Raw genomic sequence first — 13,596 nt, 5'->3', positions numbered from 1 at the left:
GATGAACAACACCATGACGCGCTTCGCCGCGATGCTCGCCTTGTTCGCTCTGGCGCTGGCAAGCCCGTTCGCGGCCGCGCAACTGCAAACCGGTTCGGCGATCTGGGAGCCGGACATTCGCAAGTTCGAGGAGAGCGACCGCGCGCAGCCGCCCAAGGCCGGCACGATCGTGTTCATCGGCTCGTCGTCGATCCAGAAGTGGCAGGACGTCGCCGCCGATTTCCCCGCCAAGCGCGTGCTCAACCGCGGTTTCGGCGGTTCCCGTATTGCCGATTCGACTTACTACGCCGGCCGCGTCGTCGTGCCGTACAAGCCGGCAATGGTTCTGCTTTACGCGGGCGACAACGACATCAACGACGGCCACACGGCGCAGCAAGTGCTGGACGACTACGTCGCTTTCGTCACGCGCGTGCGCAAAGAACTGCCGGCCGTGCCGATCGCCTTCATTTCGATCAAGCCGAGTCCTTCACGCGTCAAATTGCTACCGGTGATGCGCGAGGCGAACGAGAAGATTCGCGCCTACGCCGCAGCGCATCCGCATCTGCTTTACATCGACGTCGCGAGCAAGATGCTCGATGCGAAAGGCCAGCCGCGCGAAGACCTGTTCATCGAAGACCGCCTGCACATGAACCGCGCTGGCTACGATTTGTGGCGAGGAATCATCGCACCTTATCTACCGTGACACGGCGGATTTAGACGTCCATTCGCCTGCCGATCAAGCGCGCGGCAGGCTCTGTCGCATCGCCGCGCGATTGCCGCGCAGCCATTCGCGATGCGGTGCCTCATGACGAGTGCAGAGTGCAAACCCGATACGGTCTCAATCGATTGCCACTGCCGCGCCGCAGCATGATAATGGCAGATTCCAGCCGGGAGTCCCCATGAGTCGTGGATACAATTTCGCCGCCGGCCCTGCCGCGGTGCCGGAAGCCGTGTTGCGCCAGGCGCAAGCCGAACTGCTCGAATGGGGGCAGGCGCGCGCGTCGGTGATGGAGATCAGCCATCGCGGCAAATTGTTCGCCGAACTGGCGGCCGAGTCCGAGCGCGATCTGCGCTATCTGCTCGACATTCCCGACAATTACAAAGTCCTGTTCCTGCAGGGCGGCGCGACACAGCATTTCGCCCAGATCCCGATGAACTTCGCGCGCCGCGACCAGATTGCCGACTACGTCGTCACCGGCCACTGGGGCGAGAAAGCGGTGCGCGAAGCGAAGTCGCTAGCCGATGTGCGCATCGCCGCGAACAGCGAAGCCAGCCATCACACCGCGATTCCCGCGCGCGACACCTGGGCGCTGCACGAGGACGCTGCCTACGTGCACTACACGCCGAACGAGACGATCCACGGCGTCGAGTTCCAGCACGTACCCGATGTCGGCGCGCTGCCGCTGATCGCCGACATGTCCTCGGACATCCTTTCGCGCCCGCTCGACGTGCGCAAGTTCGGCCTGATCTATGCCGGCGCGCAGAAGAACATCGGCGCTTCCGGCCTTGTCGTCATGATCGTGCGCGAAGACTTGCTCGAGCGCTGTCCCAAGGACATGCCGAAGATCTTCAACTACGCCGAGCATGCCGCACAGGATTCAATGCTCAATACGCCGAACACGTTCGGCTGGTATCTCGCAAGCCTGGTGTTCAAGTGGCTGTTGCGCGAGGGCGGGCTGGTCGCGATCGGCGAACGCAACCGCGCCAAGGCCGCGCACCTCTATGCGTGCATCGACAGCTCGGGCGGCTTCTATCGCAATCCGGTGGAGAAGGGCTCGCGTTCGTGGATGAACGTGCCGTTCACCCTCGCCGACGAGGAACTGAACGCGCCGTTCCTCAAAGAGTCCGAAGCCGCCGGCTTGCTTGCACTCAAGGGCCACAAGGCCGTCGGCGGCATGCGCGCCTCGCTCTACAACGCGGTGACGCTCGAAGCCGTGCACGCGCTGGCCGATTTCATGCGCGACTTTGCGCGGCGCCACGGCTGACGTGTCGGCACTCGAATGACGATGGAGTAGAAAGACTTATGCCCGCCAAGAAAACATCCAAACCGAAGGCCGCCGCGGCGAAATCGCCGCCGCTCGATCTCGCCGACGTGCGATCGCGCATCGACGGCATCGACCGGCAGATTCAGGAGCTGATCGCCGAGCGCGCCGGCTGGGCGCAGCAGGTCGGCAAGGCCAAGGGCAAGCTCGCCGCGGCGGTCGACTACTACCGGCCCGAGCGCGAGGCGCAGGTGCTGCGCATGGTCGTCGACCGCAATCACGGGCCGCTCGCCGACGAAGTGCTCGTGCACGTGTTCCGCGAAGTCATGTCGGCCTGTCTTGCCCAGCAGGAGCCGCTCAAGATCGGCTATCTCGGTCCCGAAGGCACGTTCAGCGAGCAGGCGATGCGCAAGCATTTCGGCGGCTCGGCGCACGGCCTGCCGCTCGCGAGCATCGAGGAAGTGTTCCAGGAAGTCGAGGCGGGCCACGCCGATTTCGGCGTCGTGCCGGTCGAGAACTCGGGGCAGGGCACGATCCAAGTCACGCTCGACATGTTCCTGACTTCGAACCTGAAAATTTGCGGCGAAGTGGAGCTGCGCGTGCGTCAGTTCCTGCTGTCGCGCTCGGGGCATATCGAAGACATCGAACGCGTCTACTCGCATCCGCAGTCGTTCGCGCAAACCAAGGCGTGGCTGCGTGCGAATCTGCCGAAGGCCGAGAAGATTCCGGTGTCGAGCAACGCCGAGGCCGCGCGCCGCGCGCGCAATGCCGATGATGCCGCGGCGATCGCGGGCGAGGCGGCGGGGCACGTCTACGGATTGAAGAAGGTTGTCGTCAGCCCGATCCAGGACCGTGACGACAACACCACGCGCTTCCTCGTGCTCGGCCGCCAGTTTTTCCCGTCGAGCGGCCACGACCGCACCTCGGTGCTCGTGTCGATCAAGGACCAACCCGGTGCGCTATTCAACGTGCTGAGCCCGTTCGCGCGCCACGGCGTATCGATGAGCCGCATCGAATCGCGTCCCTCGCATCATGCGAAGTGGGAATACGCGTTCTTCATCGATCTCGCCGGCCATATCGAAGACGCGCCGATGAAATCCGCGCTTGCCGAACTCGAGAAGCACGCGGCGCAGATCAAAGTTCTCGGCTCGTATCCGGTGGCGGTGCTTTGATGACGCAGACAGCAAAGCCGGTGAATTGGACCAGTTCGCCAGCCGCCGCACTGCGCGGCGAAATCCGCGTGCCTGGCGACAAATCGATTTCGCATCGCGCGGTGATGTTCGCTTCGCTTGCCGACGGCGTCTCGCGCATCACGGGTTTCCTCGAAGGCGAGGACACGCGCGCGACCGCACGCGCATTCGCTCAGATGGGCGTGCGCATCGACACCCCGAACGCGAGCGAGCGCATCGTCCACGGTGTCGGTATCGATGGATTGAAGCCGCCGGCTGAGGCGATCGATTGCGGTAATGCCGGGACCGGCATGCGCCTGCTCGCTGGCTTGCTCGCAGGACAATCCTTCGACACAGTCCTGATCGGCGACGAATCGCTGTCGAGACGGCCGATGCGCCGCGTGATCGATCCGCTCGCGAAGATGGGGGCGAAGATCGAGGCGAACGAAGGCGGTCTGCCGCCGCTGCGCGTTTCCGGCGGTCAACCCTTGAAGGGGATCGACTACGCATTGCCTGTTGCGAGTGCGCAGGTGAAGTCGGCCTTGCTGCTCGCCGGACTGTACGCGCGCGGCGAAACTCAGGTGCACGAGCCGCATCCGACGCGCGACTACACAGAACGCATGCTGCACGCGTTCGGCTATCCGATCGAATTCTCGGAAGGCCATGCTAAGTTGAGCGGCGGCCATCGATTGCGCGCGACCGATGTCACTGTGCCGGCAGACTTTTCCTCGGCCGCGTTCTTTCTCGTCGCGGCGAGCATCGTGCCGGGTTCGGAATTGACGCTGCGCGACGTCGGCATGAATCCGCGGCGCACCGGCCTGCTGCAGGCGCTGCGCCTAATGGGCGCCGATATTCGCGAGACCAATGTGCGTGCAGCGGGCGGCGAAGCGATCGCCGACCTGACCGTTCGCCATGCGCCCTTGCACGGCATCGACGTGCCGGTCGAACTCGTGCCCGACATGATCGACGAGTTTCCCGCATTGTTCGTCGCCGCGGCCGTGGCCGAAGGCACGACGCGCGTGATCGGCGCCGCCGAACTGCGCGTCAAGGAGTCGGACCGCATCGCGGTGATGGCCAAGGGGCTGCGCGCGCTCGGTGCGCGCATCGAGGAAACGCCGGACGGCGCAATCATCACGGGCGGCACGCTGCAGGCCGGCGAGGCCGACAGTGCCGGCGATCACCGCTGCGCAATGAGCTTCTGCGTCGCCGGTCTCGTCGCCAAGGGCGCGGTCGGCGTGCTCGATTGCGCCAACGTGGCGACTTCGTTCCCTGGGTTCTTCAATCTGGCCAACGACTGCGGATTTGCGCTGGTCTGAGCGACAAGCGAAAAGAGGCGAGGGCCGCTCGGCAGCTCGCCTGCATCGCCATTGGATTGCCACGGCGTGCTATTCAGCGATCGCACCGCCAAAGTAGCGGTCTTGTGATGATCTGACCATTGCCTTGTTTCATCTCGGCAGGAAGCCGCTTATATCGGCATTTAGCGGGAAATGCCGACCGATTCCGATCTGCCTGGGCTGGAACGTGCCAGAATTCAACGCAACTTAGGCAAATCGACGAAAAGCGTGCGCTAAATCCGTGCCTTAAGACGATTTGTAAAAAAGAATCTTGTATGTAAAATGGGGTGGACGGAAGTACCTTGGTAGTCGGGCTAGCGGGGGAAGGGGCGCATGATCCGTATCGTAATGATGGACGACCACGCTTTGGTGCGGATGGGCGTGCGCTTGATTCTGGAGAAACAACCCGACATGGAAGTGGTCGGCGAAGCCGAGGACGGCGACGTCGGCCTGCAGCAGATTCGCAAATTCAAACCCGATCTCGCCCTCGTCGATCTGCATATGCCGAACGTCAACGGCATCGAAGTGACCGAACGCGTGCGGCGCAGCAAGCTCTCCACACGCATCGTCATCCTGACGATGGCGAGCGACGCGCCGTTTCCCCGACGCCTGCTCGAAGCGGGTGCGAGCGGTTATCTGACCAAAGGGTGTCCTGCCGACGAGCTGATCAAGGCGATTCGGCAGGTTGCGGACGGACGCCGCTATCTCAGCGCCGACGTGGCTCAACAACTTGCGTTGGGCAATGCGTTCGGCAGCGGCAAATCGCCGTTCGACGAGCTTTCCACGCGCGAGCTCGAAGTCGCCATGATGCTGGCGCAGGGCATGGCCGCGAAGCAGATCGGCGATCGCTTGAAGCTCAGCGAGAAGACTGTGGCGACCTACAAATACCGCCTGTTCGACAAGCTCGCGATCGACAATGTGGTGACATTGGCGCACTTGGCGACGGCGCATGGCCTGATGGACCGGCCGGCGCGTAGCGCGTTCTGACGCACGTCGTCGCAAGCGCGCGGCATTCGCGCGCTTGCCGAGTTAGCGCTTGCCGATCAACTTCAGCGTGTAGTCGAGCACTGCATCTTCACCGGTCGAGATGCTTTCGCGTGATGCGGCGAACGGGTAGTCCGGCTGGATGCCGTGGTAGTAGCTTTGCTCGCAGGCCATGTGAATTTCCGAAAAGGAAACCTCGAAACTCAGCCCCGAGTTGGGCATCGTGAACGGCACGGCGTCGGCGACAAAATTGGTTGCCTGCCCCGGTTCTTCGCCGACGACTTTGCCGAGGCCATTGCACTTGACGTAGGCCGCGAACATCGCCGCCGCCGAGAAGGTGTTGTTTGCGGTCAGCAGGTAGACCTTGCCGCGATACACATGATCGCGATGCGGCGGCGTGACGACGACGGGACCGGTGCCTTTGAGCCCGTCGATGAGCGTTCCGGCGGGATTGGCCATGACGATTTTGCGAGTGTCCTCGTCGGTGTGCGTCGTGCCCTTCGTGTACAGCGCCTTGAGATCGTCGGTCACCTTGACGTAGAACGCGCCGATCAATTTGTACGGTTGGTCGGTCAGATAGCTGACGACCTGCTGCGCGAGCCGTCCGGAGCCACCGCCGTTTCTGCGCATGTCGATGATCAGTGCGGGAGTGTGCTGCGCGCTCAGAGCGGCAAAAGTCTGTTCGAGAAATGCATCGAAGTCTGCGGACGGGGCAAAGCTGTTGATGGTCAGCAAACCTGCGTTGCCGTCCGGCAGCATTTTGAAGAAATAGGCACTTCCCGGCGGCAGGTAGCTGTGAAATTCGTTTTCCGCGAATACATGTGCGGGAACGTCCGCGCCCCCGGTGCTGCCGTCCGCGCTTCGATATCCGATCGAGAAACGCGGCGCAGCACCGTAGCGCAGCCAGAACATCTCGCGGAACAGTCGGGCATACACGTCGTAGATGGGATGCACGTCGTTGATCAGGCCGCGATAGGCCTCGACGATTTCCGCGACGTCGACGCCGTTGATCGAGAGAATTTCCGTGCCTGCCTTGAGACGTTCGTCGCCGCTCGCGTTCGCGCCGACATAAAGGCGCGGGCCGATAAAGACGGCTTCGAGCGGAAGGACGCCGTGATCCTTGGCGAACTCGGCGAAGCTATCTAGGCGCAGATCGACCAGGGTATGGCCGTCCTTCAACGACGCGGCGAGGCGCGCGGCACGGCGATAGAACTCCGCCTTGTCCAGCGGCCGATCGAGGCCGCGATACAGATCGCGGTAGAGACGTTCGAACTCTTCGGCGCGCGTATACAAAAACGGATTGGAGTGCTGCTCGAGAATCTTGCCGCGCAGATAGGCAAGATCGCTGCGCATCGGCCCAGGAGCGAGCAACGGCTCTCTAGGTGCTTGGGCGGAGGACGAGGCCGGTGGCGCCTTCGCGACACCGGCTTCGGCGATGCCAAGAAAAGCGAGCGTCAAGATCAGGACCGGAACCGCGCCATGCTTGGTAATCACGCGTCCGCCCGCTGGGTGTAGGAGAGGGATTCCAGCAATTCTAGATCGTTGGCGCGAGGCGATCTTCCAATTAGGTCGTTTTGCACTCTCGCATTGGGTGTGCAAATGAAAACGCCCTGCTGGGCAGGGCGTTTTCGTGGTCCGTCTTAGGCAGCGGTTGGCGGTTCCGCGGCAGGTTTTGCATCCTCACCGGCCTCTGCCGGCTTGGATTGTTCAGTAGCAGGTTTTGCCGGCGTGTCGCGCAGTTCGGCCAGCGCGCGCTCGATATGCATATGCAGCGGCATTACGGGCGGCGGCGCCAGGATAGTGTCGAGGCGCTGCTGGATCGGCTGTGTCGTTGGCGCAGGTGCCGCCGCAGCGAGCTTTTCTTCGACGGCGGCGAAAGGCAGCTCATTGTTGACCGGCGCTGCGGCTGGAACCGGGGCCGGCGCCGGTTCGGCGGGCGCGGGCTTCTCGACTTCCACGACTTTTTCCGCCTGCGGCGCAGCGGCCTGCTCTACGACCGGGGCAGGATCTATCGGCAGGGTCTGCTGAGTCTGCTCGACGGATCGAACGGGGGGCGGAACCGGAACCGGCGCCGGAGCTGCTTCCTGTTGCGGCTCGACCTTCACGGGCTCACTTGCCTTGGACGCTTCCACCGCCGTTACCGGCGCAGGTGCAGCGACGTGGGCATCGCGCGCGGGCGCGGCCGGGGCGGATTCGGCGGCAGGTTTGGGCTGCGGAACGGCGGTCGGCGTATCGTCTTCGTCGTCGAAGTCGAGCACGATGTCGCTGCTGGCGACAGCGGCGGCCGTTGCGGCGGTTTCGCCTTCGCTGCGGCGACGGCGACGGCCACCACGGCGGCCGCGGCGGCGCGAACGCGTGGCTTCGCCTTCGGCTGCGGTCTGCTGAACATCCGTCTCAGCGGGCCTTTGCAGCGCAACCGTGGTTTCCACGGCGGCGGCCGGCAGGGTCGTTTTTTCGATCGAGGTATCGATGGCTTGAGCCGCTACCGCGGTGGCGGCAACGCGCGCTTCGCGCTCCGGTGCCGGAACTGCCGCTGTCGAAGCTGCAGGGGCCGACGGCGCATTGCGCGAAGGCGGCGGCGGAGTGGGGCGGTCCGGCCTGCGGTTCTGCTGCTGGTTCTGATTCTGTTGCGGACGCGCTTCGTTGCGTGGGCGACCGTCCTGCTGGCGCTGGTCACGACGCCCCTCGTTGCGGCCGCGTTGCTGATTCTGCTGGCCTTGTTGCTGACCGCGCGGCGATTCGTTGCGGCCGCGCTGCGGGCGCGAATCGTTGCCGCGCTGGTCACGCGAGCGCTGCTGATTCGGCTTGCGCTCTGCCGCCGCCGGAGCGGCGGCCGGAGCAGGTGATGACGCGAACCAACTTGCGATGCGGGCGAACAGGCCTTTGCTTTCGCGGGCGGCTGCAGCAGGAGCGGGCGCCGCTGCGGGCGGCGCTTCGACTTCGGGCTTCACCGGAGCGGGGTTGGCCGGCACGATGCCCGACACGGCGGGCTTTTCCGGCTCGTCACCCGGCTTGGCGACCTGCGGCGGCGGCGCGGAGACCACCGGGGTCAGGCGTTCGTAGCTCGGCTTGTTGTCGCCGCCGAGTTCGCTGCCCTTGATGCGGGTGATCTCGAAATGCGGAGTCTCGAGCTTGTCGTCGGCGACCACGATGATCGGCACGTCGTGGCGCGCTTCGATCTCGAACAGGCTCTTGCGCTTTTCGTTGAGCAGGAAGTTCGCGATCGAGTGCGGCGCCTGCACGAGCACCTGGCCGGTCTTCTCCTTCATCGCCTGTTCTTCGACGAGACGCAGTACTGACAGCGACAGCGATTCGACGCCGCGGATACGGCCGTGGCCTTCGCAGCGCGGGCAGACCGTCTGCGTGGACTCGCCGAGCGACGGGCGCAGACGCTGGCGCGACATTTCGAGCAGGCCGAAGCGCGAGATGCGGCCGACCTGGACGCGCGCGCGGTCGAAGCGCAGGGCGTCCTTCAGTTTCTCTTCGACGTCGCGCTGATGGCGCGGGTTTTCCATGTCGATGAAATCGATCACGATCAGGCCGCCGGCGTCGCGCAGGCGCAACTGGCGCGCGACTTCGACCGCGGCTTCGAGATTGGTGTTGAACGCGGTGTCTTCGATGTCCGAACCCTTGGTCGCCTTCGACGAGTTCACGTCGATCGCGGTCAGGGCTTCGGTCTGGTCGACGACAATCGAGCCGCCGGACGGCAGGCGCACGTTACGCTCGAACGCGTTTTCGATCTGTGTTTCGATCTGGTAGCGCGAGAACAGCGGCACCGTTTCCTGGTACAGCTTGAGCTTGCGCAGATTGTTCGGCATCACCTGCTGGACGAACTCGCGCGCGTCGTTGTACAGCTCGGGGCTGTCGATCAGGATTTCGCCGATGTCGTTGCGCAGGTAGTCGCGCAGCGCGCGGATGATGAGTTTGGATTCCTGGTAGATCAGGAACGGGGCGGGGCGGCTCACGGCCGCGTCGGAAATCGCCTTCCACACCTGCAGCAGATAATCCAAATCCCATTGCAGCTCTTCGGCATCGCGGCCGACGCCGGCGGTGCGGATGATCAGGCCCATTTCCTCGGGCAGGTTGAGCTTGTCGAGTTCTTCCTTGAGATTGGCGCGGTCGTCGCCTTCGATGCGCCGCGAAACGCCACCGGCGCGCGGGTTGTTCGGCATCAGGACGAGGTAGCGGCCGGCAAGCGAGATGAACGTGGTCAGCGCCGCACCCTTGTTGCCGCGCTCTTCCTTCTCGACCTGAACGAGGACTTCCTGGCCTTCCTTGAGCAGTTCGCGGATGCCCGCGCGGTTGTGGTCGACGCCGGGCTGGAAATACTCGCGCGAGATTTCCTTCATCGGCAGGAAACCGTGGCGTTCCGCGCCGTATTCGATGAAACAGGCTTCGAGAGACGGTTCGACCCGGGTGATGCGGCCTTTGTAGATATTGGCCTTTTTCTGCTCTTTGGAGGGGATCTCGATGTCGAGATCGTAGAGCGACTGGCCATCGACGATAGCCACACGCAACTCTTCACGCTGAGTTGCGTTGATCAGCATACGCTTCATTTTTTACATCCTTAACGCGCTCTACCGCTTTCGCGTCGCCACGCCTGCGCGCCAAACGTTGTTGATGGCAGCGACGGCGTCGCGTCGACCGTGGGCTTGGGTACGCGTCCACGGGAGCGCTTGGTGCCGGCGCGTTTTCGAATCGCGCCTGGCGTTTAACATAGCCCTTCTCGTATCACCGAAAACCCCCGACCGTCGTGCAGACTTTCGGGCAATTCTCGACTCGACCGGTTACGATTCCCGCGTGCGCCAAGATGGGCTCCACTGGAGGCCCGCATCTGTCGCGCGAGGGCGTTGCTGAACGAGTGCATCATTGCGGCCGGCATAGCCGACCCAGGACGCGCGGTACGTCCCGATTGTATCAATGAACGGCAAAAAATCCAATTCGGACGCGAACTTCAATGAATCTTGCAAGGCCCGATCGAGCAAAATCCGCCCCTGAAAACGAAGCCGAGGAGGGCGCAGGAACGAGCTCCGGCGTGCGTTTCGTTCAGGTTTCCGACGACCGCGACGGCCAGCGCATCGACAATTTCCTCAACGGCCAGCTCAAGGGTGTGCCGAAAAGCCTGATCTACCGGATCCTGCGCACCGGCCAGGTACGGGTGAACGGCAAGCGCGCCCAGCCGAGTACGCGGCTCGCGGCGGGCGACCAAGTGCGCATCCCACCGGTGCGCACGGCCGAACCGGGCGGAGGCGCGATGCCGCCTAACGCCATGATCGAGCAGATTCAGCAGGCGATCGTGTTCGAGGATCGCGATTTTCTCGTGATCGACAAGCCGTCGGGCGTCGCCAGCCACGGCGGCAGCGGTGTCACCTTTGGCGCGATCGAAATTCTGCGTGCTGCGCGGCCGGACGAAACGCTCGAACTCGCGCATCGCCTCGATCGCGATACCAGCGGCGTGCTGGTTTTTGCCAAAAAGCGCTCGGCGCTGACCGGTCTGCAGGCGCTGATCCGCGAGAACCAGACGACTAAGCAGTATCTCGCCCTGCTCAAAGGTCATACGCACAAGGCGCGCTTCGACGTCAATGCGGCCTTGCGCAAGTCGATCCTGCAGGGCGGCGAGCGCATGGTCCGCGTCGCCGACGACGGCAAGCCTTCGCTCACGCGTTTCCACGTCGTCGATATTTATGCCGACGCCAGTCTGGCCGAGGTGACCCTGTTTACGGGCAGGACCCACCAGATCCGCGTCCATGCCCAACACATCGAGCATCCGCTCGCGGGCGACGAGAAGTATGGCGAGAAGGGCTTCAATCAGAACATGCGCGGGGTCGGCTTGAAACGCCTGTTCCTGCACGCTGCGCGATTTGAGTTCGAGCTCGACGGCAAGAGCTACAGCTTTTCCGCGCCGCTGGCGCCCGATCTTGCCGCAGTGCTCGACGCGCTGCCGCGGGGAGTGTCGAGGAAAGGCAAGCTGCGGTAGCCGGTCAGCCCCGCAGAAATCCTTTCTGCGGCCGGCGCGGGCTCAAGGCTCATAGCCAGCCGGATTCGGCGCGATGAAATCCGACGCTATGAGCTGTGCAATGTCTCGGTTTTCGCCGCACAAACGAAATCGTTGCGCGACAGGCCGCCGACGTCGTGCGTGGAGAAACGCACGAGGACGCGCCCCCAGCCAAGCTCCAGATCGGGGTGATGGTTTTCGCGCTCGGCGACATAGCCGAGCGCGTTGACGAAGGCGAGTGCGCGGACGAAATCGGGAAAGCGGAATTCCTTGCGGATGTCCGCGCCATCGGGTCCGAGGTGCCACTCGGGCAAAGCAGCGAGCCACGCTTGCGCCTGCTCGGGCGTAGCGGCGTTTTCGCGGCCTTTGAGGGGAACGCATTTTTCGGCGGCAAGTTCGGCGAGGAGGGTTTTGGCAGTAGACATGATTAAGAGGGGCGGATCGACTGTTTGAGATTGCACCACCAACGGCGCGGATTTGCCACAACGAATATCGCGGTTTTCGCAGCATGAACGAATGAGGACTATAATGGTACTGGTTAACGCTCAGCGACCACGACACCACACATGATCCGCATTTCCGACAGCGCCAGAAATTACTTCCGTCATCTGCTCGCACAGCAGGACATCGATGGGCTCAGCATACGCATGAAGGCGGTCAACGCGGGTACGCCGAAGGCGGACTGCGTGCTCGAATACGCCGAAGCGGTCGATCTGGCCGGCGACGAAGTGCGCCTCGACTGCGACGGATTCGATGTCTACGTCGAGGCGGCGAGTGCGGCGTGGCTGACCGAAGCCGAGGTCGATTATCAGGTCAATGCGACCGGCGGCCAATTGACCATCCGTGCGCCGCATATCAAGGGCACGGTGCCCGCGGACGATGCCCCGCTCGGCGACCGGGTGCAGTACGTGCTCGACAGCGAAATCAATCCGCAAATCGCCGCACACGGCGGCCGCGTACGGCTCGTCGATGCCGATGCCGACGGCGTCGTGCTATTGCAGTTTGGCGGCGGGTGTCATGGCTGCGGCATGGCCGACGTGACCTTGAAGCAGGGCATCGAAAAGACCCTGCGCAGCCATTTCCCCGAGATCACCGCGGTGCGCGATGCGACCGATCACGCGAGCGGCAACAATCCGTATTTCCGCGGACAGAGCGGAGCCAGCGCTGTAGGCTGAGTTCTCCCGCCGTTATTCCCGCCCTTGCGCGGGAATGACGAGAGCATGCAGCCTAGGTGGCGATCAGTTGCCCTGTTCGTGCTTGGACAGATCGTCCAGCTTGCCCGGCATCGAAGCGAAGTAACGCGCGAGCGCGTCGATTTCGGCGTCGCTGAGCGGCGCGGCCATGCCGGCCATGATCGGGTTCTTGCGCTCGCCCGACTTGTACTCGTGCAGCGCGCGTGCGAGGTAGTCGTGGTACTGGCCGGCCAGGCGCGGATACTGGCTCTGCGCAGGCGTGTCGGAATTGCCGTCGGCACCGTGACAGGCGGCACAAGTGGCTGCCTTTTCCTTGACCTTTTCCGGCGGAATCTTTTCCGCGTGAGCAACGTTGAGCACGAGACCGCAGACGACGAGGAGGGCAGAGGCGAATTTCATGGCGTGTCGATGTCCCGGTCCGTTCACTTGGCGATGCTCGAAAGATAGGTAGCGATGTTCTTGATGTCCTCGTCGGACAGGCTTTCACCCTGAGCGCGCATGGTCGGATGATTGCGCTGGCCGGTCTTGTATGCGGTCAAAGCGGCGACGAGATAGTCGTAGTTCTGCCCGCCAATGCGCGGCACATGGTAGTTCGGATAAGCGTTCATGTAACCGGTGACGCCGTGGCAGCCGCCGCAGGTGTACACCAGCTCTTTGCCGGCCTTGGCATCGCCCTTCGATGCGGCGTCGGCGGCAAATGCGGACGTGGCGGACGTCGCGGCGAATATCGTCAGGGCAGCACAGGCAAGCAGCGGTCTGGTCATGAGTACGAGGCTGATATGTTGTAGAGAAATGAGAAAAAACTCGTGAAAGTATATCAGCGCGTCCGCATCGGTAACTAGAGTCTGAACATCGCACCCCGATTGCGCGCCTCGGCGCGCTTCCGCACGCGCGCGATGCAGTGATTGGTCGTCGACTCGACGAGGTCGCCACGATCCGCGCTGAATCCGCTGCGCTGAT

12 protein-coding genes are annotated in these 13,596 nt (G+C 63.4%); 7 read left to right on the top strand and 5 right to left on the bottom strand.

What is annotated here, in order from left to right:
• Position 1 precedes the first annotated feature (1 nt).
• The 5 genes from FFS30_RS09210 (at position 2) to FFS30_RS09190 (ending at position 5,451) form a co-directional block, all read left to right on the top strand.
• Positions 2-682 carry an SGNH/GDSL hydrolase family protein gene (locus FFS30_RS09210; protein WP_137912853.1) on the top strand — a complete coding sequence of 227 codons (681 nt, stop codon included), beginning with the start codon at positions 2-4 and terminating at the stop codon, positions 680-682.
• A 196-nt stretch (positions 683-878) separates the two neighbouring features.
• A complete protein-coding gene (gene serC / locus FFS30_RS09205; protein WP_137912852.1) occupies positions 879-1,964 on the top strand; it encodes a 3-phosphoserine/phosphohydroxythreonine transaminase in 1,086 nt (361 codons plus the stop codon).
• 38 nt (positions 1,965-2,002) lie between these two features.
• Positions 2,003-3,133 carry a prephenate dehydratase gene (gene pheA, locus FFS30_RS09200; RefSeq protein WP_137912851.1) on the top strand — a complete coding sequence of 377 codons (1,131 nt, stop codon included), beginning with the start codon at positions 2,003-2,005 and terminating at the stop codon, positions 3,131-3,133.
• Positions 3,133-4,446 (top strand): 3-phosphoshikimate 1-carboxyvinyltransferase, encoded by a 1,314-nt coding sequence (gene aroA / locus FFS30_RS09195; RefSeq protein WP_137912850.1) that lies wholly within the window; start codon positions 3,133-3,135, stop codon positions 4,444-4,446. Before pheA ends, aroA begins: the two co-directional genes overlap by 1 nt.
• Positions 4,447-4,797: 351 nt before the next feature.
• Positions 4,798-5,451, top strand: a complete 654-nt coding sequence (locus FFS30_RS09190; protein WP_137912849.1) for a response regulator transcription factor — start codon at positions 4,798-4,800, stop codon at positions 5,449-5,451.
• 42 nt (positions 5,452-5,493) lie between these two features.
• Here FFS30_RS09190 and FFS30_RS09185 read toward each other — a convergent pair whose 3' ends face one another.
• Both FFS30_RS09185 and rne read right to left on the bottom strand, forming a co-directional pair.
• Positions 5,494-6,942: a S41 family peptidase gene (locus FFS30_RS09185; protein WP_137912848.1), complete on the bottom strand. Its 1,449-nt coding sequence runs from the start codon at positions 6,940-6,942 to the stop codon at positions 5,494-5,496.
• Between the two features lie 146 nt (positions 6,943-7,088).
• Positions 7,089-10,004 (bottom strand): ribonuclease E, encoded by a 2,916-nt coding sequence (gene rne / locus FFS30_RS09180; RefSeq protein ID WP_137912847.1) that lies wholly within the window; start codon positions 10,002-10,004, stop codon positions 7,089-7,091.
• 479 nt (positions 10,005-10,483) lie between these two features.
• Here rne and FFS30_RS09175 point away from each other — a divergent pair, with 479 nt between their 5' ends.
• Positions 10,484-11,425, top strand: a complete 942-nt coding sequence (locus FFS30_RS09175) for an RluA family pseudouridine synthase (RefSeq protein ID WP_137912846.1) — start codon at positions 10,484-10,486, stop codon at positions 11,423-11,425.
• 86 nt (positions 11,426-11,511) lie between these two features.
• Here FFS30_RS09175 and FFS30_RS09170 read toward each other — a convergent pair whose 3' ends face one another.
• A complete protein-coding gene (locus tag FFS30_RS09170) occupies positions 11,512-11,868 on the bottom strand; it encodes a 4a-hydroxytetrahydrobiopterin dehydratase (RefSeq protein ID WP_137912845.1) in 357 nt (118 codons plus the stop codon).
• A gap of 141 nt (positions 11,869-12,009) precedes the next feature.
• On the opposite strand from FFS30_RS09170, the gene FFS30_RS09165 reads away from it, so the two are divergent.
• On the top strand, positions 12,010-12,618 hold the full coding sequence (locus FFS30_RS09165; RefSeq protein WP_137912844.1) for an NfuA family Fe-S biogenesis protein: 609 nt from the start codon (positions 12,010-12,012) through the stop codon (positions 12,616-12,618).
• Positions 12,619-12,681: 63 nt separating this feature from the next.
• Here the strand turns inward: FFS30_RS09165 and FFS30_RS09160 are convergent, their stop codons facing one another.
• Positions 12,682-13,035, bottom strand: coding sequence for a cytochrome c (locus FFS30_RS09160; RefSeq protein ID WP_137912843.1), 354 nt, complete (start codon positions 13,033-13,035; stop codon positions 12,682-12,684).
• Between the two features lie 23 nt (positions 13,036-13,058).
• Positions 13,059-13,400: a cytochrome c gene (locus FFS30_RS09155; RefSeq protein WP_137912842.1), complete on the bottom strand. Its 342-nt coding sequence runs from the start codon at positions 13,398-13,400 to the stop codon at positions 13,059-13,061.
• Between the last annotated feature and the right edge of the window lie 196 nt (positions 13,401-13,596).

Source organism: Rudaea sp. 3F27F6 (assembly GCF_005503555.1).
In the GTDB taxonomy this organism is placed as follows: domain Bacteria; phylum Pseudomonadota; class Gammaproteobacteria; order Xanthomonadales; family Rhodanobacteraceae; genus Rudaea.
This window is presented reverse-complemented; position numbering and strand designations above follow the sequence as displayed.